At 70.0% G+C, this 20,767-nt stretch carries 17 protein-coding genes; 2 read left to right on the forward strand and 15 right to left on the reverse strand.

Annotated features, from left to right (window positions below; translation table 11 throughout):
- Window positions 1-33: 33 nt before the first annotated feature.
- From EPO52_RS08155 to EPO52_RS08200, 10 genes are all read right to left on the reverse strand, one after another.
- Window positions 34-453, reverse strand: coding sequence for a nuclear transport factor 2 family protein (locus tag EPO52_RS08155; RefSeq protein WP_290804487.1), 420 nt, complete (start codon window positions 451-453; stop codon window positions 34-36).
- Complete coding sequence (locus tag EPO52_RS08160) at window positions 450-2,954, reverse strand: ATP-binding cassette domain-containing protein (RefSeq protein WP_290804490.1); 2,505 nt, start codon at window positions 2,952-2,954, stop codon at window positions 450-452. Before EPO52_RS08160 ends, EPO52_RS08155 begins: the two co-directional genes overlap by 4 nt.
- Window positions 2,954-4,138, reverse strand: a complete 1,185-nt coding sequence (locus tag EPO52_RS08165; RefSeq protein ID WP_290804493.1) for a substrate-binding domain-containing protein — start codon at window positions 4,136-4,138, stop codon at window positions 2,954-2,956. Before EPO52_RS08165 ends, EPO52_RS08160 begins: the two co-directional genes overlap by 1 nt.
- Window positions 4,138-5,211: an ABC transporter permease gene (locus EPO52_RS08170; protein ID WP_290804496.1), complete on the reverse strand. Its 1,074-nt coding sequence runs from the start codon at window positions 5,209-5,211 to the stop codon at window positions 4,138-4,140. Before EPO52_RS08170 ends, EPO52_RS08165 begins: the two co-directional genes overlap by 1 nt.
- Window positions 5,208-6,593: an amidohydrolase family protein gene (locus tag EPO52_RS08175; RefSeq protein WP_290804499.1), complete on the reverse strand. Its 1,386-nt coding sequence runs from the start codon at window positions 6,591-6,593 to the stop codon at window positions 5,208-5,210. Before EPO52_RS08175 ends, EPO52_RS08170 begins: the two co-directional genes overlap by 4 nt.
- Window positions 6,594-6,655: 62 nt before the next feature.
- Window positions 6,656-8,095, reverse strand: coding sequence for an amidohydrolase family protein (locus EPO52_RS08180; protein WP_290804501.1), 1,440 nt, complete (start codon window positions 8,093-8,095; stop codon window positions 6,656-6,658).
- Window positions 8,092-9,234 carry an alcohol dehydrogenase catalytic domain-containing protein gene (locus EPO52_RS08185; protein ID WP_290804504.1) on the reverse strand — a complete coding sequence of 381 codons (1,143 nt, stop codon included), beginning with the start codon at window positions 9,232-9,234 and terminating at the stop codon, window positions 8,092-8,094. The genes EPO52_RS08180 and EPO52_RS08185 overlap by 4 nt, the downstream gene beginning before the upstream one ends.
- Window positions 9,231-10,700, reverse strand: coding sequence for an amidohydrolase family protein (locus tag EPO52_RS08190; protein WP_290804507.1), 1,470 nt, complete (start codon window positions 10,698-10,700; stop codon window positions 9,231-9,233). Before EPO52_RS08190 ends, EPO52_RS08185 begins: the two co-directional genes overlap by 4 nt.
- 34 nt (window positions 10,701-10,734) lie before the next feature.
- Window positions 10,735-12,108: a dihydrolipoamide acetyltransferase family protein gene (locus tag EPO52_RS08195; RefSeq protein ID WP_290804510.1), complete on the reverse strand. Its 1,374-nt coding sequence runs from the start codon at window positions 12,106-12,108 to the stop codon at window positions 10,735-10,737.
- Window position 12,109: 1 nt separating this feature from the next.
- Window positions 12,110-14,299, reverse strand: coding sequence for an alpha-ketoacid dehydrogenase subunit alpha/beta (locus EPO52_RS08200; RefSeq protein ID WP_290804513.1), 2,190 nt, complete (start codon window positions 14,297-14,299; stop codon window positions 12,110-12,112).
- Between the two features lie 148 nt (window positions 14,300-14,447).
- Here EPO52_RS08200 and EPO52_RS08205 point away from each other — a divergent pair, with 148 nt between their 5' ends.
- Window positions 14,448-14,975 (forward strand): VOC family protein, encoded by a 528-nt coding sequence (locus tag EPO52_RS08205; protein ID WP_290804516.1) that lies wholly within the window; start codon window positions 14,448-14,450, stop codon window positions 14,973-14,975.
- A gap of 46 nt (window positions 14,976-15,021) precedes the next feature.
- Entirely contained in the window at window positions 15,022-15,681 is a 660-nt protein-coding gene (locus EPO52_RS08210; protein ID WP_290804518.1) for a GntR family transcriptional regulator, read from the forward strand.
- A 21-nt stretch (window positions 15,682-15,702) separates the two neighbouring features.
- Here EPO52_RS08210 and EPO52_RS08215 read toward each other — a convergent pair whose 3' ends face one another.
- The 5 genes from EPO52_RS08215 to EPO52_RS08235 all read right to left on the reverse strand — a co-directional run bounded on the left by EPO52_RS08215 (window position 15,703) and on the right by EPO52_RS08235 (window position 20,750).
- Window positions 15,703-16,743 carry a 2-dehydropantoate 2-reductase gene (locus EPO52_RS08215; RefSeq protein ID WP_290804521.1) on the reverse strand — a complete coding sequence of 347 codons (1,041 nt, stop codon included), beginning with the start codon at window positions 16,741-16,743 and terminating at the stop codon, window positions 15,703-15,705.
- Window positions 16,740-17,771 carry a 2-dehydropantoate 2-reductase N-terminal domain-containing protein gene (locus tag EPO52_RS08220; RefSeq protein WP_290804524.1) on the reverse strand — a complete coding sequence of 344 codons (1,032 nt, stop codon included), beginning with the start codon at window positions 17,769-17,771 and terminating at the stop codon, window positions 16,740-16,742. The genes EPO52_RS08215 and EPO52_RS08220 overlap by 4 nt, the downstream gene beginning before the upstream one ends.
- A gap of 74 nt (window positions 17,772-17,845) precedes the next feature.
- Window positions 17,846-18,904 carry a hypothetical protein gene (locus EPO52_RS08225; RefSeq protein ID WP_290804527.1) on the reverse strand — a complete coding sequence of 353 codons (1,059 nt, stop codon included), beginning with the start codon at window positions 18,902-18,904 and terminating at the stop codon, window positions 17,846-17,848.
- Between the two features lie 15 nt (window positions 18,905-18,919).
- Window positions 18,920-19,132, reverse strand: a complete 213-nt coding sequence (locus EPO52_RS08230; RefSeq protein WP_290804529.1) for a hypothetical protein — start codon at window positions 19,130-19,132, stop codon at window positions 18,920-18,922.
- A gap of 52 nt (window positions 19,133-19,184) precedes the next feature.
- Window positions 19,185-20,750, reverse strand: a complete 1,566-nt coding sequence (locus EPO52_RS08235) for a GMC oxidoreductase (RefSeq protein ID WP_290804531.1) — start codon at window positions 20,748-20,750, stop codon at window positions 19,185-19,187.
- Between the last annotated feature and the right edge of the window lie 17 nt (window positions 20,751-20,767).

Here is a 20,767-nt window from a genome sequence, read left to right on the forward strand (position 1 = left end):
CTCGAGGACCGCGGCGCTCCGTGGCGCCGGCGGTCAGACCTTCGGCCGCGGCGTCGGCTGGAAGGCCAGCAGTCGCCAGTCGGCGCCCGCGCGGGCATCTGCGCGCACCCACACCGACAGCGTGACGCTGTCGAGCTCGAGCGCCGTGCCCGCGGAGACGGCCGAGGCGTTCATGGTGCCGTGCACGAGCACGGTGTCCGCGTTCGCCACGGTGACGTCGAGCACACCGTGATCGAGCCGGCTGTACCGGAGACTCCCGCTCGCGAGCTTGTCGAGCAAGGCCGCCTTGGTGTCGCGCAGCGTGTTCGAGTGGCCGTAGCCGAGTCGATCGTCGAGCAGCTGATCCAGCCGGCCGACGTCGGAGCCGAGGAATGCCGCGTACCGCTCCGCGTCGAGAGCGAGCACCCGCTCGCGGTCGGCCGCAGCCGTGTCGTTCCGCTTGTCGTCGCTCATTGCGGGATCCTCCTCCTCCGCCGCAGGCGCACGGCCATCGGCAGAACCGCGGCCACGAGCACGAAGATGCCCTGCAACCAGTACTGCCAGGACAGGTCGACGTCGAGGAAGGGCAGCGAGCTCGTGATCGTCTGCAGCAGGAGCGCGGCGGCGGCCACGGCGAGCGCCGATCCCGATCCACCGAAGATGCTCACGCCCGCGATCACGATCGCGGTCACCGAGGTGAGGGTCAGCGCCTGGCCCACCCCCGCGTCGCCGATGCCGGTCTTGGTGAAGAGCACGACACCGGCAATCGAGGCCAGCACCCCCGACGCGACGGTGGCGAGCAGGCGCATCCGGGGGACGTCGACGCCCATCCGGTTGGCCTTGACCGCATCGGAGCCCGCGGCCCGGAAGCCGCGGCCCACCGCCGTGTTGTTCAGACCGAGCCAGAGCAGAACGGCGATCACCACGGCCACGATGAGCACCAGCGGGATGCCGGCCACGGCCGTGCCGAGCGCGGTCATGAGGTCGGCGCTCGCCTGTCCACCCGGCTGGGGACGGAGGAGCTGGGCGGTGCCGAGAACGGCGATCGACGAGACCAGGGTGGCGATCACGGGCGGCATCCCGAGCCGTGTGACGAGCAGGCCGTTCACGAGGCCCACCACGATCCCGGCCACGACGGCGACGGCGATACCGAGCACCAGCACGCCCGGTCCGCTTCCCCCGAAGAACGAGACGATCACCGCCGACAGCGCCACCACCGACCCGATCGACAGGTCGATGCCGCCGGTGATCACGACCGCGAGCTGCGCGAGTCCCACGAGGATGAGGATGGCCGCGGCCGCGAGCAGCTGGCCGATGCTGAGCGGGCTGAGGAACGACGGCGCGACGCCCGCGGTCACGAACACGAGTGCGATCGTGATGATGACGAGTGACACCGTCTGCACCTCGCCGCGCTGGTAGAACGGGAGACCCTTCTTCGACCGGAGCTCACCCGCATCCGCGTCTTCGCTGATGGATGTCTCGGTCGACAGCACGGCCGCGCCGGTGATACGCCGCTCGGTGAGGGTGTCGCCCTCGAGTTCGGCCTGCACGCGACCTCGCGAGAACACCACGACCCGGTCGCAGAGGCCCTCGAGCTCGACGGCATCGGTCGAGAGGATGACCACGGCCATCCCGTCGTCGGCCATCGCGCGGAGGAACGCGTAGATCTCCACGCGGGCGCCGGCGTCGACGCCTTGGGTGGGGTCTTCGACGAGGAGCACGGAGGGGCTGCCGAGCCGTGCACGCGCGAGCAGCACCTTCTGCTGGCTGCCGCCCGACAGCGAGGTGATCGGGGTCTCGATCGTCGGTGTCTTCACCGCGAGGCCGCCCATGGCCTCGTGCACCAAGGAGCTCTCGGTGCGGGGCGACACGAAGCCCGCGGGCATGGCCAGCGAGATGTTGGGGGCGATCACGTTCTCCCGAACGCTGAGCTGGCCGAACATGGCTTCGCCGAGCCGGTCGCCCGGCAGGTACACGATGCCGTTGGCTGCGGCCCTCTTCGACTTCAGGCCGCTGATGTCGCGGCCTCGGAACCGGAGGTCCCCGCTTCCGCGCACGACCCCGGCGAGCGCCTTCATGAACTCCCGCTGGCCGTTGCCCTCGACGCCCGCGAGACCCACGATCTCGCCGCCGCGGGCGACGAAGTCGACGTCGCGGAAGGCGCGGCCCGAATAGCCCGCCGCGGCGAGCACGAGGGGGCGGTCGGGGTCCGTCGCCTTGTCGGGGAACGTCGTCTCGAGCGAGCGGCCCACGATGAGTTCGACGATCTCGTCGGCCGCGTAGTCGGACACGCGGCCCCGCCCCACGACCTTGCCGTCACGGAGCACCGTCATCCGTTCGGCGATCGCCATCACCTCGGGGATGCGATGGGTGATGTAGACCACGGCGGAGCCCTTCGCGAGAAGAGCCCGCACCTGGGCGAAGAGCCACTCGGTCTCGTCGGCGCCGAGCGCCTCGGTGGGCTCGTCGAGCACGAGGACCTTCGGCTCCGAGGCGAGTGCGGCCGCGATCTCCACGAGGTGGGCCTCGCGCTGCGAGATGGCCGAGACCCGCTGCCGCACGTCGACGTCCAGGCCCAGGCGGGCGAAGAGCTCCGCCGTCCAGGTGGTCGCGGCGCGGCGGGAGGGCCGGACGGAATCGGGGAGCAGGAGGAGCATCGCGTCGACGACGGTCAACGAGGGGGCGAGAGCGGGGATCTGGTACACGATGGCGAGACCGCGCTCCCGGGCATCGCGCGGATGCATCCGGGTGCGCGTCTCCCCCGCCAGGTCGATCGTTCCCGTGTTGGGAACGACCGACCCGGCGGCGACGCCGACCAGCGTCGATTTGCCGGCCCCGTTCTCTCCGAGGATCGCGTGCACCTCGCCCGCGTAGACCGTGACATCGACGTCGTCGAGGGCGCGGACACCCGGGTACTGCTTCCCGATGCCCGAGAGCGTGAGGAGCGGCACGGGCTGGTCGACTGTTTCATTCATCAGTTGGAGAACGCCTTCTTGACCTCGTCGGCGGTGAGCAGCGATGACGGGGATCCGTCATCCGGGGCACCGCTCTGGCACACCTCGGACGGCGTCTTGGCGCCATCCGTCTTGCCCGAGGAGTCCTCGGCGAGCGACAGGTCGTAGATCGACGGCTCGGTGTCGGAGACGCCGCCGATCGAGGCGAGCGCCTTGCGGAGCGCCACACGGCCCACCCAGGTGCGCGACGACACGGTGGCCAGCTCGTAGCTCGGGTTCGTGGCCTTGAGAGCCTCGAATCCGCAACTCAGGCTGTTCTGATCGGTGGTCGCGATGGCGGGCAGTGAGATGCCGGCCGCCTCGTAGGCGCGGATGACACCGTCGGTCGACGCTCCGTAGTCGGAGATCACGGCATCGATCTTCGGGTACTGCGACAGCAGTCCGCTCATCGCCTGCTGGGCCTGGGCCGGGTCCCAGTTCGTGGTCACCGGGTCATCGGTGAGCAGGGTCACCTGCGGGTTGTCGGCCAGCACCTCCTTGATTCCCTCCAGCTCCTGCGACGACACGGCGCTACCGGCCGGCCCGCCGAGGAAGGCGACGTTGCCGCCGGCGTCGCCGAGCTGGTCGACCACCCACTGCGCCCACGTCCGGCCGCTGAACTGGGGGGACCAGTCGGTGTAGTCGAGGTAGTCGGAGCCGGCCTGACCCTCGGGGTCGGAGGCGAAGGCGACCACGGTGGAGCCGGACTGCACCGCGCTTCGGAGCGCGGAGAGGTGGGCCTCGCCGGGTCCGGCGTCGGGGATCACGAGCACGATGTCGGTGCCCTTGGCCGCCATGCTCGTGATGGCGGCGGTGGTGGCCTGCAGGTCACCGCGGCCGGCCTCGTAGTCGATCGAGGTGATCGCCGGGCACTTGGCCGCTTCGGCCTCGATCTCGGCGCGCACGGTCTTCGACCAGGAGTTCGTTCCGTAGCCGTCGACGACACCGAGGGAGATGTCGCCGTCACTCGGGCAGATGCTCGAGATGTCGGCGAACTGGTCCATGGTGCCGACGGACCCGACGGCGATGTCGGCGGCGCCGGCCGTGGAGCCGCCTCCGCTGGCATTGGTCGACGAGCAACCGCCGAGCAGCAGGGCCAGGGCCGAAGCCGTGGCGATGCTGCCGATGGCGAGGGTGGTGCGTGAGCGTGGTGCGGGTTTCTTCATCAGGATGACTCCTCGTTGAGTGCGGTGGGTTGGGCAGGGGTCTTTCGGCGGTTGACCATGGCCTTGAGCCGGGAGGTGTTGCCGCCGAGCTTCAGCTGGACGACGATCCCGACGGCGATGATCACGGCTTGGATGATGTTCTGGGCCGCCGTGGTCTGGGTGAAGGTCTGCACGAGCTGGCCGAGCTGACCGAGGAAGAGGGCACCGAGCGCGGTGCCGATGACGCTCCCCTTGCCCCCGGTGAGGGCGGTTCCGCCCAGCACCACGGCGGCGATCGAGGGCAACAGGTAGGCGTCTCCCGCGGTCAGGGTGGGTGAGCGGAGCAGGCCGGCGAGCAGCACTCCACACCCGGCGGCGAGAAGGGCCGAGAGCGTGTAGGCGGCCACGACGTAGCCGTTGGTGGTGAGTCCGATGATCCGGGCGGCGCGGGGATTCGCACCCACGAGCTCGAACCGGCGGCCGGTGCGGAGCGCCTTCAGCACCACGTGCACCACCACGACCACGATCGTGGCGATGATCACGAGCACGGGGATGCCGAGCCAGCGCGAGATCGAGAAGCCCGACAGCGAGTCGACGACCTGGGCGCCGTAGCCACCGGAGACGGCCTGCACCGTGCCGACCATGAGCGCGTTGCTCGCGATGGTGACCACGAGCGGCGGCAGCCCGAAGAATGCGATCACGAGGCCGCTCACGAGGCCGAACAGCGCCGGGACGACGAGGGCGAGCACGATCGCGAGGCCGAGGCCGAGCTGGTCGGGACCCCCGAACTTCGCCACGATGAGCGCACCGAGCGTGATGGCACCGGGCACCGACAGGTCGAGGCCGCCCTGCTGGATGACGAGGGTCTGACCGACGGCCACCACGGCCGTGAGCGCCGCGAACGGCAGCATCGACGACATGGCGGTGGCGGAGACGCTGCCCGGCGCGATCAGCGGACTGATCGCGAACAGCACCAGCACGGCCAGCAGCGCCCGGGCCGCAGGCCAGGAGGCCACCCGCGCCCACGGGGTGACGGGCTTGATGGTCGGCCGCCCGGTCACGGTCTCGGCCGCGCGCGGTGTGTCCACTGTCATGCGTGCACGACCTCGGGGTGCCAGGCGCCGTCGACCGACGCGGTCGGCATCTGCGACAGGATGTAGTCGCGGGCGTTCGCCGCATCCGCGCGCAGTTTCCTCTGGTCGACGTCGACGAGCTTGCCGTCGCGCTTGCGCACGACTCCGTCGACGACGACCGTGTGCACGAGGCCCGGGTGGGCGTTGTAGACGATGCTGCCGAAGGGGTTGTTGAGCGGGGACATCGCGAGCGTCGTGCCGTCGACCACGATCACGTCGGCCGCCTTGCCCACCTCGAGCGAACCGGTGATGCCGCCGAGGCCGGCAGCGGTCGCGCCGTCGAGGGTGGCGAACTGGATGACGTCCTGGCACTCGAGGCTGATGCGCTCGATCACGGCACCCGCGTCGACGAGCTCTTTGTTGTCGGCGGCCCGCTGCAGCCCGATGGCCGTGCGCATGGTGCCGAACATGTCGCCGCCGTTCGAGCTGCAGACGTCAATCGAGAACGACGGGCGCACACCGGCGGCCAGCAGCCGCCCGGTGGCCGGGTAGCCGTGGCCCATCTGCGCCTCCACGTCCGGCGCCACCGACGCGGAGCCACCCGTGGCGGCGATGATGCGCAGTTCTTCGTCGCTCAGCGTCGTGCAGTGCACATACGTCGTGGTGTCGGAGAGCAGACCGTCCTCCTGCAGCATGATGATCGGGCGCATCTTGCCCCAGTGGCCGTCGCCGACGTGCACCGTCACGCGCAGGTCGAGGTCTTTGGCCAGCCGGTAGTCCTCGCGGTTGACCTCGCGGGTGGTGAACTGCGGGCCGCGCAGGGCGAGCGCCATGGTGACGAGGCCGTCGTTGGTGGAGAACTTGCCCTCGCGCAGACGTGTGGCGTCCTCGCGCGGGTGCACCACGGGCGAGGGCATCTCGCCGCCCCACTGCGCCGCACCGCCGCCATGGGCGAAGACCGCGCGCATCCCCGTGTCCTCCAGCGCCTCGATCGCCGCATCCGTGTGCTGCTCGGTGCGCAGGTTGTGCGACCAGTCGACGAGGGTGGTGATGCCGGAGTCGAGTGCTTCGAGGCCGCCGAGGTAGTTGCTGACGTAGGTGTCCTCGGGCCGGAAGTGGCGGCTGAGACCCACGTGGAGCCCGGCCATGTACTCGTCGAGCGACCAGTCCGACGCGACGTTGCGCACGATGGCCTGCCAGGTGTGGCGGTGGGTGTCGACGAAGCCCGGCATCACGATGCTGCCGGTGGCGTCGATGATCTCGGCGCCGGGGGCGTCGAGCTCGCGTCCGATCGCGGCGACCTTGCCGTCACGGATCAGGACATCGTTCACCACGGCCGGGTCGCCGGCCCGGCCGGTGAGCACGGTGCCTCCGGTGATGAGGATGTCTTTCTTGTCGGTCATGTGGGTCGGCTCCTTCAGGGGGTGGGGCGGAATCGGGTGGGATGGAGGGGAGGGAGGCGCCGTCAGGCGCGTTCCCGGTAGAGGGGGATGTCGATGGGCGGCTGGGGGATGAAGCCGCCGTGGCGGTCCATCTGCTCGTAGAGGTAGTCGTGGGACTCGCGGGTGCGGCGCAGCGCCGCCTCCAGGTCGACGTGCACCAGCCGGCCGCCGCGCTTGACCACGCGCCCGTCGAGCACGACCGTGTCGACGTTGCCCGAGTTGGTCTGCGCGATGGTGGCACCGGAGGGGTCGCGCCGGTTCCAGCCGGCCTGGCTGATGCCGCTCATGTCGAGCAGCACGATGTCGGCCTGCTTGCCGGGGGTGAGGGTTCCCACACGGTCGCCGATCCCGGCGGCCACTGCGCCGTTCGCGGTGATCCAGCGCAGGGCGTCCTTCGTGGTCCACTTCATCTGCTGCGGGGCGACGAGGCGCTCGTAGCCGGCGCTGTCGTCGCGCCAGCGCGTGGCCTGCAGCACGAGCCGGGCGTGCGAGAGCATGTCGCCGGAGTCGCCGCTCACGCAGTCGATGCCGAGGCTCGGCCCCGGGGTGAACTCGGTGGCCTCGCGGATGACGGGGAATCCCATCCCCATCTGCATCTCGGTCTCGGCGCACACCGACACCGTGGTGCCCGTGCCGCGCAGCAGCTCCCACTCCTCGGGGGTGTTGAACGAGCAGTGCACCAGCAGCAGGTCGGGCCCCAGCAGGTCGTGCTCGTGCAGCACCTTCACGTCCTGGAAGAGCTGCCGCACCGCGAGCTGGTTGGCGTGCATGGTCATGCGGGCGCCGAGTTCGCGTGCGAGCCGGAACTCGGCCGCCACGTCGGCGACCGGCGCGATCGGCAGCTCCTGCGGCACGAGACCGAACCGCAGCGGCTGCGACTCGTCGCGGAAGTACTGATCGCGGATCTCGCGGGCCAGGCGCGCCCGGGGCTCGAACTCGGCCGGGTCGACCTCGCCCTCGCGGCCGCCCTCGCTCTGCGACCAGGTGTTGCTCGTCACCGGCGTCATCCCGTGCCCGTAGAGACCGCGGATGCCGGAGTCGAGCAGGCCGGTGACGGCCGCGTGGGCGCAGTCGGGGTCGAGGATGTTGTGGCAGTAGTCGACGATCGACGTGATGCCGCAGTTGAGGGCGTCGAGCGCGCCGGCGTAGTTGCCCACGTACATGTCCTCGGGGCGGTAGCGGATGGCCATCTGCAGCCGGATGCCCCGGAGGTAGTCGGGGATGTTCCCGTCGGCGAGGATGCCCCGGAGCGCGGTCTGCCAGGTGTGGCGGTGGGTGTCGACCATGCCGGGCATGGCGATCATCTCGCTCGCATCGATGGTCTCGGCGTCGAGGTCGCCGAGATCGGGCGCGATGGCGGCGATGCGGCCATCCTCGACGAGGATGTCGGCACGCTCGAGGTCGCCGAGCAAGGGGTCGACCGTGGCGACGGATGCACCCGTGATGAGCAGGCGGGTGGTCATGAGAGTGCCTCCGCGGTGTTCGGGTCGGTGGCGGAAGGCGTGCTCGCGTGGTCGGCTGGGCGGGGCACGTCGATCCAGGGGTCGACGAGCGTCTTGATCTGAGTGGGCGATCCGTCGGCCAGGGGCTGCAGTCCTCGCTCCACGAGGAGATCGAGCGGCAGCACCTCGGAGGCGATGTCACTCCAGCCGTCGGCGCGCGCGGCCAGCAGCCGCACGGCCTCGGGCAGGTCGTCGGCCACGACGTGCGCGACGGTGCCCACGAGAGTGAACTCGGCCAGGGTGAAGCGCGAGAGATCGAGTTCGGTGCGTTTCTTCTGCAGGCCGACCGGCACGATCACCGCTCCGGGGGCGGCGACGTCGAAGATCGAAGCGAGGCCCTGGGCCGATCCGCTGACCTCGAAGAACACCTCCGGCTCGTAGCCGAGCCGGGCGATCACGTCTCCGAGCGGGGCATCGGAGGCGAGCGCGGTGTCGGAGGCGCCGAGGCGCGTGGCGAGGTCGAGCCGCGACGGATCGAGGTCGAGCACGAGCACGCGGGCGCCGGTGGCGGCGGCGACGTACGCGAGGAAGCCGCCGATGCCGCCCGCCCCGATCACCACCGCATCCTGGCCGGCGTGCAGGCCGCTTCGCCGCACGGCGTGCACGGCCACGGCGAGCGGCTGCGACAGCGCGAGCGTGTCGGAGGAGAGCCCGGAGTCGGTGGCGTCGAAGAGGATCCCGACCGGCGCGACCGTGTACTGGGCCAGCCCCCCGTCATCCTGCAGACCGAGGGAGTGGTAGGTGCGGCACACGTTCGTGCGACCCGCACGGCACATCACGCAGTGCCCGCATGAGACGCCGGCGCCGCAGACGGCGGTCGCGCCCACCGGGAAGCCCTCGACGCCTTCGCCGCGGTCGACAACGGTGCCCACGAACTCGTGGCCGAGAACGGTGTCGCGCGGTTCGCCGGAGAGGTCGCGGCCCGCGAGGTGCGGCCCGCTCGCCCACTCGGCCGAGTCGGTGCCGCAGATGCCCGATGCCGTCACGCGCAGCAGGACCTCGCCCGGCCCGGGGACCGGGATCGGACGCGCTTCGATCTGCACGTCGTGGGCGCCGCGGAAGACCGCGGCGGTCATCGTGTCCGTCATCGTGGCGCTCATGCCTGGGCCTTCACCTTCTGGTCTCCGCCATCCCACTCGGAGTAGAGGTAGGGGTTCGGGATCTCCTCGTCGGCGGGCAGCTCGGGGTGCATGCCCTCGAACCAGGCCGCATCGCCGATGCTCCGGCGCACGTACTCGACGCTCGCCGCCACCTCGTCGCGCACGGGGGCGAGGGGCAGACCGATGCGCGTGCCGGCGAACTTCACGACGCGTCCGTCGATCACGACGGTGTGGATGTCGGCCGTGCCGGCTTGGAACACCAGGTGCGCGTACGGGTTGAGGACGGGCGTCATGGCCGGCGACTCGTCGTTCTTCACGAGCACGAGGTCGGCCTTCTTGCCCACGGTGATCGAGCCGAGGCTGTCCTCCATGCCGATCGCGCGGGCGCCGCCGAGGGTCGCGTAGCGCACCACGTCTTCGGCGCGGAGGGCGTTCGCCACCACCGTCTGGTCGCGCGCCTGCGCCTCGAGGTGCTCGCGCGAGCGGTCGCTCGAGAGCGTCGCACGCATGGCCGAGAAGAAGTCGGCGCCCCACCACACGCTCGTGTCCATCGACAACGAGGTGGGGATGCCGAACTTGCGCAGCTGCCAGGTCGACGGGTATCCCTGCCCGGCGTTCTGCTCGCTCTCGGTGGCGACCGAGGCGCTGCCGCCTGTCGCGGCGATCTTCTGGTAGCTCGAGGGCGCCAGGGTGGCGCAGTGCACGTAGTCGACCTCGTCGGTCATCACACCGGCGTCGTACATCTGATCGATGGCGACGTCGGTGGTGGCACCCCACACTCCCGCGTGGGTGCTCACCCGCACCCCGAGGTCACGGGCGGCGTGGAAGGCGGCCTCCTCGGGGAAGCCGGGCTGACCGGTGACGTCGAATGCCAGCTCGAGGGTGAGCAGCGAATCGGCGGACGAGAAGGTGTGCTCGGCGAACGAGCGCAGGTCGGCGCTCGTCGACCACTCCCAGGGCGCGCCGAGGTAGTCGCCGTAGGCGAGCACGAACCGGCCCGGAATCGAGCGCAGCGCATCCACCGCGGCTTCGGCGTGCTCGATCGTGCGCAGACCGTGCGACCAGTCGACCGTGGTGGTGACCCCGGTGTCCACCGACTCGAGGGCGCTGAGCCGGTTGCCCGCACGGATGTCCTCGGGCCGGAAGACCGAGCCGTGGTTGAGGTAGTAGAAGTTGAAGTACTGGCTGAGCGCCCAGTCCCCTCCGTAGCCGCGCATCATCGACTGCCACATGTGACGGTGGGTGTCGATCATGCCGGGCATCAGGATGCCCCCGCTCGCGTCGATCTCGATCGCGCCCTGGGGCACCTCCAGCTGCGGCCCGACCGCCGCGATGCGGTCGTCGATCACGAGCACGTCGGAGTTCTCGAGAACGCCGGCCGCGTCGACGGTCACCACGGTGGCCGAGCGGAAGACGATGGGCCGTCCCGCCTCGAAGGCGGGAGTCGCCTCACCTGGTGCTGCCATGATTCTCCTCATTGAGATGGTGGTCGGGTGGGTCCTAGATCAGGATGCCGAGAGGATTCTCGATGCGCCGCGTGAAGGCGGCCAGCCACTGCGCCGCCAGCGCTCCGTCGACCGCGCGATGGTCGACCGAGAGCGTGCAGCGCATCACGGTGGCCACGGCGAGCTCGCCGTCGATCACCACCGGCTGGGGCTTCGCCGCGCCCACGGCGAGGATGCCCGACTGAGGCGGATTCAGGATGGCGGAGAACTCGACCGTGCCGTACATGCCGAGGTTCGACACCGAGAAGCTCCCGCCCTCGAGCTCGTCCTGCTTCAGGCGCTTGTCTCTCGCCTTCTGCACGAGTGCCGAGATCTCCGCGCTCACCTGGGAGAGGCTCGATCCGGCGACGTCGCGCACGACCGGGGTCACGAGGCCGCCGTCGGTCGCGACCGCCACCGAGATGTCGACGGTGCGGTGCTGCCGCATCCCCTCGTCGCTCCAGGTGACATTGGCCTCGGGCACATCGGCGAAGGCGGCCGCGACGGCCTTCACCACGAAGTCGTTCACCGAGATCTTCACCGGCGAGGTCTCGTTCACCCGCGCCCGGAGCGCGAGCAGCTCGTCGACCCGGCACTCCGCGGTGAGGTAGAAGTGCGGAACGGTCGCCTTGCTCTCCGTGAGCCGGCGCGCGATCGCCTTGCGCATGCCCGTGTGCGGAACGAGGTCGTAGGAGTCGTTCGCCGACGACGGTGCGGATGCGGGCACCGCGACCGGCTGGGCGGCAGGCGTGCCGACCGGAGCCGACGCCCCTGCCCCGCTGTCGCGGGCCGCCTCGATGTCGCGGCGCACGATCCGGCCGCTCGGGCCGGTACCGGTGAGGCTCGCGAGGTCGATGCCCGACTCGCGGGCGAGCTTGCGCGCGATGGGGCTGATGAAGGCGCGCTCTCCGGCGGGCCGCGGCGCCGGGGCGGTCGCGGTGGGCTCGCTCGTCACCGGGGCACCGGCGGCGGCAGGCGCATCCGTCACCGAGTCGGCCTCGATCACGGGAGCACCCGACTCGGGGTCGGCGGTATCCGTCGCCACCGCGGACTCCGGCGCGGGCGCCGGTACCGGGGCATCCGGCGCACCAGCGGGACCGTCGGCCTCCACTGCCCCGCCGAGCGCGGCATCGATGTCGGCCTCCGAGTCGCCGTCGGCGATCAGCACCGCGATGGGTGCTCCGATCTCGCCCGAGGCGCCCGCCGCCAGCACGAGGCGGCCGACCACGCCCGACTCCTCGGCGTTGTACTCGACGATCGCCTTCTCGGTCTCGATCTCGGCCAGCGGTTCGCCCACCGCGATCGTGTCGCCGGGGCTCACCAGCCAGTTCGCGATGGCGGCCTCCTCCGAGCCGGCGAGCACGCTCGGCATCCGCACGATCGACACCATCTCAGGCCTCCCGTCCGAATGCGGCGCGCACGCGCTCGAGACCGCTGACGACCTCTTCGGTGCGCGCGATCGCGGCGCGCTCGAGCACCTTGGAGATGCTGGGCGACGCTTCCGACCCGGTCACGCGCTGCACCGGCTGATCGAGCCAGTCGAAGAACCGGCGCTGGATCTCATCGGCGAGCCACCCGCCGTACGAGGTGCCCTGGGCACCCTGTTCCACGATGAGCACACTGTTGGTCTTCTGGATGCTCGTTCCGATCGTGTCCCAGTCGATCGAGGCGCGGTCGAGGAAGCGCAGGTCGATGAGCTCCGCGTCGATGCCCGTCTGCTCGATGGCCTCGAGCGAGTGCCGCACCATCGAGAGGTAGCTGATCACCGTCACATCACTGCCGCCGCGCCGGATCGCCGCCGTGCCGAACGGGATGCGCACATCGAGGTCGGCCGGGATCTCACCCGTCTCGGAGTAGAGGTCGACGTGCTCGATCACGAGTACCGGGTCGTTCATGTCGAGCGCGGTGTTCATCAGGCCCACGTAGTCGTAGGGGGTCGACGCGGCGACGATGCGCCAGCCGGGGCTCGTGGCGAAGATGCCGGCGGGGTCCATGAGGTGCTGCGATCCGTAGCCCGACCCCATCGCGATCTTGGTGCGCAGCACCAGCGGTACCGGGTTCTCTCCGCCGAACATGTGGCGAGCCTTGCCGATCTGGTTGAACACCTGGTCGGCGGCCACCCACATGAAGTCGGGGTACATGAACTCCACCACGGGGCGGAAGCGGCCGTCGAGCGCGATGCCGCCGCCGAGTCCGGCGAACGCGTTCTCGCTGATCGGGGTGCCGAGCACGCGGCCGGGGTACTTCTCGGAGAGTCCCTTCGTCGCGCCGTTCGTACCGCCCTTGAGGCGGTGGATGTCTTCGCCGAGCACCACGATGCGGTCGTCCTCGCCCATGCGCCGGTCCATCACGGCGGCGACGGCGTCGATGAACTTGCCCGTCGTGGTGGCACCGGTGTAGTCGGCCTCCTCGACCACGGTGCCGCCGGAGAGCTCCGACAGGTCGCCGCGGATGCCGATGTCGACGAAGGCGGGGTCGGGCCAGAGTGCGGGCATGATCCGCCGGATGCCCGGCTTCGCGTCGGGGTCGGGCTCGACGAGCTGGGCGGCCGCGAGGCGCATGGCCTCCTGGGCCTGCGCACGCACCGCGGCGACGCCGGCGTCATCGATCAGGCCGAGACGGGTGAGCTCGGTGGCCATCCGGAGCAGCGGGTCGCGCTCGCGCCACTGCTTCTCCTCCTCCTTGGAGCGGTAGCCGAAAGCACTCCCCGGGTACGGCCCGTTCTGGTGGAAGTAGCGATACACCTCGGCCTCGATCACCACCGGACCGCCGCCCGAGCGGAGGTGCTCGAGCGCCTGCTCCATGGCGAGGTGCACGGCGAGCGGGTCCATGCCGTCGACGCGCCAGGCGGGGATGTCGAAGCCGAGGGCGCGCGCCGACAGGCGCGGTTCCTTGGTGACCTCGCTCACGTGGGTCGACACGGCGTAGAGGTTGTTCTCGATGAAGAAGCAGAGCGGGAGATCCCACGCGGCGGTGAGGTTCATGCTCTCGAGCACCGAGCCGATGTTCGTGGCACCGTCGCCGAAGTAGCTGACCGTGACATCCGTGGTTCCCGCGTGCTTCTGCGACCAGGCGTTGCCCGCCCCGAGCGGCACTCCTCCGCCCACGATGGCGTTCGTGCCGAGCGCCCCCGCCTCGAACCACTGGAGGTGCATCGAGCCGCCGCGGCCCCGGCAGTAGCCCTGGGCGAGGCCGAGGATCTCGGCGAGCGTGCGCTGCAGCACCTCCTGCACGGCGGGCGGCACGAGTGATTCGAGGTCGAACCCCTCGGGAGCGACGTGGGTGAGCGCCTTGGCGAGGAACTGGTGGTGACCCCGGTGCGATCCGTTCACGCCGTCGCTGGAGCGAAGACCCACGATCGAGCCGACCGCGCCGCCCTCCTGGCCGATGCTCGAGTGCGCCGGGCCGTGCACGAGGCCTTCGCCGGCCAGTTCGAGCACGGTCTCCTCGAAGGCACGGATGAGGTGGAGCTGGGCGAGCATGGTCGTCAGGAGGGCGGGATCGGCGTTCTTCCAATCCGCCGCGGTCGTCTGCAGTTCGACCCAGGGAGACCCGGGCTTCAGACGCGTGGTGCGGGGCATGCGAATTGCTCCTTTGCAAAATGCTGGCGGCGCTACTGATGCGCTCTGAGTGGCACGCTACGGCATCAATGTATCCATTGCAAGCCTGATTGTGCTCTCAAGCCGGATGATCTACGTTGGTTGGATACATTCGACGAAGGAGTCCTGAATGGCATTGCCCGGTCTGCGCGGCGCGGAACACCTTGGTTTCACGGTTCCCGATCTCGAGGAGGCCCACCGGTTCCTCGTGGACACCATCGGCTGCGAGTACGTCTACTCGCTGCCCGGGATGCGCCACGACGACTCCGAGTGGATGCGCGACCACCTGAACGTCGATCCGCGCGCGGCGATCAAGGAGATCCGGTTCTACCGCTGCGGCCACGGCCCGAACTTCGAGGTGTTCGAGTACTCGGTGGCCCCCGATCAGCGGCCCCAGCCGCGCAACAGCGATCTCGGCGGTCACCACATCGCGTTCTACGTCGACGATCTCGACGCCGCGGTCGGCCGCCTTCGCGAGCTCGGCATCCGTGTGCTCGGTGAGCCCACCGCGAGCGGAAACGCCTCGGCCGGTCAGCGCTGGGTCTATTTCCTGAGCCCCTGGGGCATGCAGTTCGAACTCGTGAGCTACCCCGGCGGCAAGGCCTACGAGCAGGATGCGGCGGTGCGGCTCTGGCATCCGGCGCAGCCCGGCGAGTGAGCCGGCCCGCCCGCGCCCCGTGGCTACAATCGAGGCGAGGAGACTCATGACCATCGACGACACGCTCGACAACGTGGCCAGCCACCGCATCGCCGACAGCCTGCGCACCTCCATCCTCGACGGTCGACTCGCGCCCGGCACGAGGATCCGGCAGGGCGATCTGGCCGATCAGTTCGGGGCGAGCAGGATCCCGGTGCGGGAAGCGCTGCGGCTGCTGCACTCCGATGGACTCGTGACGCTGGTGGCCAATTCGGGCGCCTGGGTCGCCAAGCTCTCTCTGGCCGAGTGCATCGAGGCCTACCTGGTGCGCGAGCGCGTGGAGCCGCTTCTGCTGCGCACGAGCATGCCGTCGCTCGACGACGACGACATCGACCGCCTGCAGCAGATGGTCGACGCGATGGAGGCCGACGACGACGTCGACTTCTTCATGCGCACCGACCGAGACTTCCACCTGGCCACCTACGCGGGTGCTCCTCCGTCGATGCTCTCCGACCTCATCCACCGGCTCTGGAACACGACGCAGCACTACCGCCGCGCGTACGCCAATCTGGTGCGGGCCCCGTCGATCGGGGTCACGCACATGGAGCACCACCTGCTCGTCGACTGCATCCGCAGACAAGACGCCGACGACGCCGAGCGTGTGCTCGTCATGCACATCCAGCGCACGCGGCTGGAACTCGAGAAGCATCCCGACATCTTCCGCTGAGCGATGGCCAGCGGGGCGGCCTCACCCGCTCACCCCCGCGAGACGCGACACCAGCGCGGCGTTCTCGGGCGACGGCTCGAGCTCGTGGCGCTCGATGCGGTGGGCGACCTCGGTGACCGCGGCGTTGACCGGCGCGTCGAGGCCGAGCCGAGCCGCTTCGGCGACCACGTAGCCGTTGAGGTCATCGACCTCGCTGTGCCGGCGCTTCGTCCAGTCCTGCAGGATCGTGGTCGTGGTGTTCGGCAGCACGAACCCGCGGTAGAGGGTGTCGAGGAGGGTCTCCACCACCGCGTCGGGCCGGCTCACGTCGTCGGCGGTCAGGCCGAAGATGGGCATGATCCGGAACCCCGCCGCACGCGCCACATCGAGCGCCTCCTGGCCCGAGCGCAGCATGAGGTCGCGCATGCCGGGATGCTCGAGGCCCGCGATCATGGGCAGGCCGAGGCTCGCCGTGGTGACGAGCGTCGTGCAGTTGCTCACGAGCTTCATCCACTTCGCGCCCCGGATGTCGTCGACCACCTCGACCGTGCCCGCGTGGGCGAGCAGGTCGGCCACCTCCCGTTCGCGGCCTCGCGTCGCATCCGTGAGGCTGCCCACCGCGAACCACGAACGATCGGGTCCGGAGTGCCGATCGACGACCCCCGGCTCGGTCATGGTCGATGACACCTCGATCACGCAACCCAGCGTGCGATGGGCGCCGACCACCTCCGAGATCACGTCGACGGTCATGCCGTTCTGAACGCCCACGAGGAGCCCGTCGGCGGCGAGGTGCGGCTCGATCAGGTGGGCGGCCCAGCGGCTGTCGTAGGCCTTCATGAGCATCAGCACCACGTCGAAGGGCTCGGTGAGGGTGGCGACCTCGCAGAGGTTGAGCACGGAGACCGCCGTGTTCTCCGAGCGGCCGGGCATGTTCACGGTGAGGCCGTGCGCCCGCATGGCGGCGACGTGCTCCGGCCACTGCTCGATGAGGGTCACGTCGAGTCCGGCGCGGGTGAGGTCGGCCCCGATCGAGGCGCCGTTCGCCCCCGCGCCGAGCACGGCGATGCGCTTCGCGCCCGTCATCGCACCGGCACCCCGGTGAGCAGCAGTTCGAGATTGGCCGGGTCGGCGGGCAGCTCTCCCGACTCGACCTTGCGGGCGAGGTCGACGACGAGCTGGTTGAACGGCGCCGCTTCGCCGGCGCGGGTCAGCACATCCACCACGAGTCCGTTGATCTCCGCGACCTCGCTGCGGCGGCCCTTGAGCCAGTCCTGCAGAGAAGTGGTCTTGGTGTCGGGCAGCGAGTACTTCGTGAGCACGATCTCGAACAGCTGCTCGGCGAACGCGTCGGGGTCGTCGAGCAGGGCGCCCTCCATGCCGAAGATGGGGCGGAGGCGATTGCCGTCGGCGAGAGCGGCTCGGGCCGCCTCCTTGCCGCAGGCCATCATGAACTCGTACATGCCCGGCACCTCGGCGGCGGTGTTGAGCTCGAGGTTGAGCAGGGCGGAGGGCACCAGCTCGGCGGCGTTGACGATGAGCTTCATCCACTTCGACGAGCGGATGTCGTCGGAGATCTCGACGGTGCCCGCGAAGCGGAGCGCCGCAGCGACCTCCTCCTCCCGCCCGTGCGTGGCGGGCGAGATGCTGCCCACCGCGTACCACGAGTCCTCGGGCGGGTTCTGGCGGTTCGTGATTCCCGGCTCCCACATGTTGGAGGCGAGCTCGATCACCGCGCCCATCGTGCGGTCGATGCCGACCACATCGGCCACGTCATCGATCGACATCCCGTTCTGCAGACCCACCACGAGGCTCTTCTCGTGCAGCAGAGGCTTGATGAGCTCGCAGGCCCAGCGGGTGTCGTAAGCCTTGACCCCCACGAACACGAGGTCGAACGTCTCGCGAAGGGTGGCGACGTCGCAGAGATGGAAGGCCCTCACCGGGGTGATCTCGGTGCGGCCGGCGGGCATCCGCACCTCGATTCCGCGTTCGCGGATGGCCTCCACGTGGGCCGGCCATTGCTCGATGAACGTCACATCGAGCCCGTTCCGTGCCATGTCGGCACCGATTCCGGCGCCGTTCGCGCCCGTTCCTACCACAGCGATCTTCGTCATCGAGGTGCGCTCCCCCACCCGCCTTGCAGCACAACCGTTGTGCTGTACGGTCCAGGTGTACGTGTGAACTAATACTACACACGGGTGAGGGCGGGTGCGGAGTCGATCGGATGGGCGCCCTCGGCCCCGAGACGGCCCGCGTCGAAATTCCTGGGGTCGGAGAGAACCCCCTCGAAGACGGACTGCGCGGCACCGATGAACAGGTCGTCGTCACCGAGGGCCGAACCGATGATGGCCGGCCCCGCCCCGCGGGTGTCGTCGGCAGCGGACCTGCGCCGCTCGACGCCTGCCCGCACCGCCTCCACGGAGCGGACGAGGGAGCCGCCGAGCACGACCACCTCGGGGTCGAGCACCGGACCGAGGACGTCGAGGACCGAGAGCACATTGTCCTCGACGGATTGCGCCCGACCCGTCGACGCCGTGCGGCCGGCGACAGGGGTGAAGCATCCCGCGCGACCGCGATGGCCCAGAACGATCGCGCCCCCGGTCACGATGCCACCCGCCAGCCGGCCGTCGGGGCCGCAGCGGAGATAGATCATCTCCTGCGCCCCGGATGCCGCTCCGAAGATGCTCTCCGCCCGCGCACCGGCCGTCCCCGCGGTGGCGAGCACGACGGGCAAGCCGAGCCGGATCCCGAGCGCGGATGCGGCGGCGTCCCCGACGGCTTCGTCGCCACCCAGACCCGGCTCCGGAACCACCAGCCCGATGCCGATCACCTTCCGCGATCGCGAGAGGCCCATGGCCTCTGCCACCGCGACGATCGCATTGACCAGTTCGTCGGGCGTCGCCGACCTGTCCGACCGGTAGTCGACGCGCTCCTGCACCACTCCGTCGAGCCCCACGACCGCGATCCGCACGGAGCCGAGGGTGAGGCAGACGGAGAGCGCGGCGACGGAGTCGGCCGGTCGCACCGTGAAGCTGGGCCTCCCGACACCGCGAGCAGCGGTGTCGGATTCCTCGACCAGATTCCTCCTCGCCAGCTCGCCCACCACGGCTCCGACGGTCTTGCGGCTGAGACCGGTCTGCAGAACCAGCTCGGAGCGAGAGATCGCGCCCTGTGTCACCACCGCGCGCAAGATGAGGGCCATGTTCACCGATCGAGCGCTCTCGACCCCGGGTTCGAAGAAGGACATGTCAGCTCGGCATCGTCAGCGTCGGAGCAGCACGATCACAGCGACCGCCACGAGGGCGACCAGTGCCGACGGGAGCAGGCCTCGACCGAACCGCAGGAAGGCCGGCGCATCGGCGATGTCGGCTGCCGACAGCGCGCGCCACAACGCCAGCTGGAGCAGGAACGACACACCGGCGAGGGCCAGCACGACCGCTGCGACCGCCGTGATGCCCTGAATCTCGTTCTCCATCGAACGCCTCCTTCTGATCTTCGCCGCCGGGGGATCACCGGCCGGCCGGCACTCAGAGTTCTTGAGCGGCCTTCCGCGCCGCGCGCACCGCGATGGCCACACTTGTGAGTGTCGGGTTCATCGTGGTGGCGGTCGGGATGAGACCGTTGCCGGCCACGTACAGGCCCTGGTAGCCCCAGACGCGCGAGTACGGGTCGGCGACCGAGGTGCCGTCGTCCGCCTCGCCGGCGCGCATCGTGCCCTGGTAGTGCAGGCTCGACCCGTTCGGCATCAGCCGGGGCTCCGCAACGAAGGTGCCGAGTGCGTTGCCGGCGCGGCGGAGACGCTCGGTCGCCTCCGCGATCTCCGCCTCCTCACGCTCGGTGAGGGAGTAGCTGATGCGCATGTTCGGGAAGCCACTGAAGTCGAGCTCGGCGTCGTCGAACGTGACACCGTCTTCGAAACGCGGGTGCTTGCGCATGCCGTAGCCCATGTTCACGTAGCCCCACCGATTGCCGGCGAGCGGGTTGGCGGGGTCGAGCTGGAAGGGCGGCACATCCGCATACATCACCTGCACGGAGAAGGGGTGCTCGGGCTCCGAGAACGGGATGCGGTTCACCGCCGCCACCGGGTCTGCGGGGTTCAGCGCCCGGCGCGCCTTCTCGGCATCGAGATCGGTCTCGGTGGCGAAGCGCTGCATCTTCGCGGGATCGAGCGCGACCGTCGAGATGACCACCGGATGCTCGGTGAGGTAGTGCCCGAGGGCGGCCGGCCGAACCCCGGAGGCCCAGAGCAGCTGCGGCGAGCGGAAGGCATCGGCAGCCACCACCACGATGTCCGCGGGGAACGTCGAGGTCTCGCTGGTTCTCAGGTCCTGCACCGTGACACCGGTCGCCCGGGTGCCGTCGAGTTCGACCCGGCGCACCAGCGAGAGATCGCGCAGCTCGAACCGGGAGGACAGTGGCGAGTCGGGGTCGATCAGCGGGCCCAGCACGGAGTCGGCGCCGGCCCAGCGCATCGTGCCATCGGGCTGAGGGTCGCCTGCGACCGGCAGAGTGCTGACTCCGTATCCGTCGGGCAGCTCGCTGCCGAACTCCTCATCGAGCAGCAACCGGATGGCGCCACCGAGCGCCGAGTCGGCGAACGCGGCGCTCTGCTTGTGCAGCAGCTCTTCCGCCCGGCCGATCAGCTCCTCCCACTCCTCGTCGCCGATGAACGGGATCTTCTCGCTGAACGCCGGGCGGGGGATCGCCGCCGTCCAGTGCGCTCCCTGACCGCCGACGTTCGTGGCCGCCGCCGCTGCGGGAAAGGTCGGGGCGTGGGCGGAACCCTCGCCACCGAAGTCGAGCAGGTACGTCCCCTGGCGTGCGGTGAACATGCCCTCGACGACGAAGGCCTGCGGGATCCCCAGCGACTCGCGGTAGGAACCCGAGAGCGGACCCTGCGAACGTTCGCGCGCACGCTCCTTCTCGGCCGCATCGGGGATGTTGCGCACACTCTCACCCGGGATCTCCGTGAGCTGCGGCCCGGCCTCGAACATCACGACGCGCACATCCGGATTGCTCTCGAGCAGGGTGCGGGCGTAGGCCGCTCCGACGGGTCCGCTGCCGACGACGACGGCGGTGGGCTGGTTGGTCATTGTTCTCTCCTCGGTGG

The organism is Herbiconiux sp., assembly GCF_004297105.1.
GTDB lineage: Bacteria > Actinomycetota > Actinomycetes > Actinomycetales > Microbacteriaceae > Herbiconiux.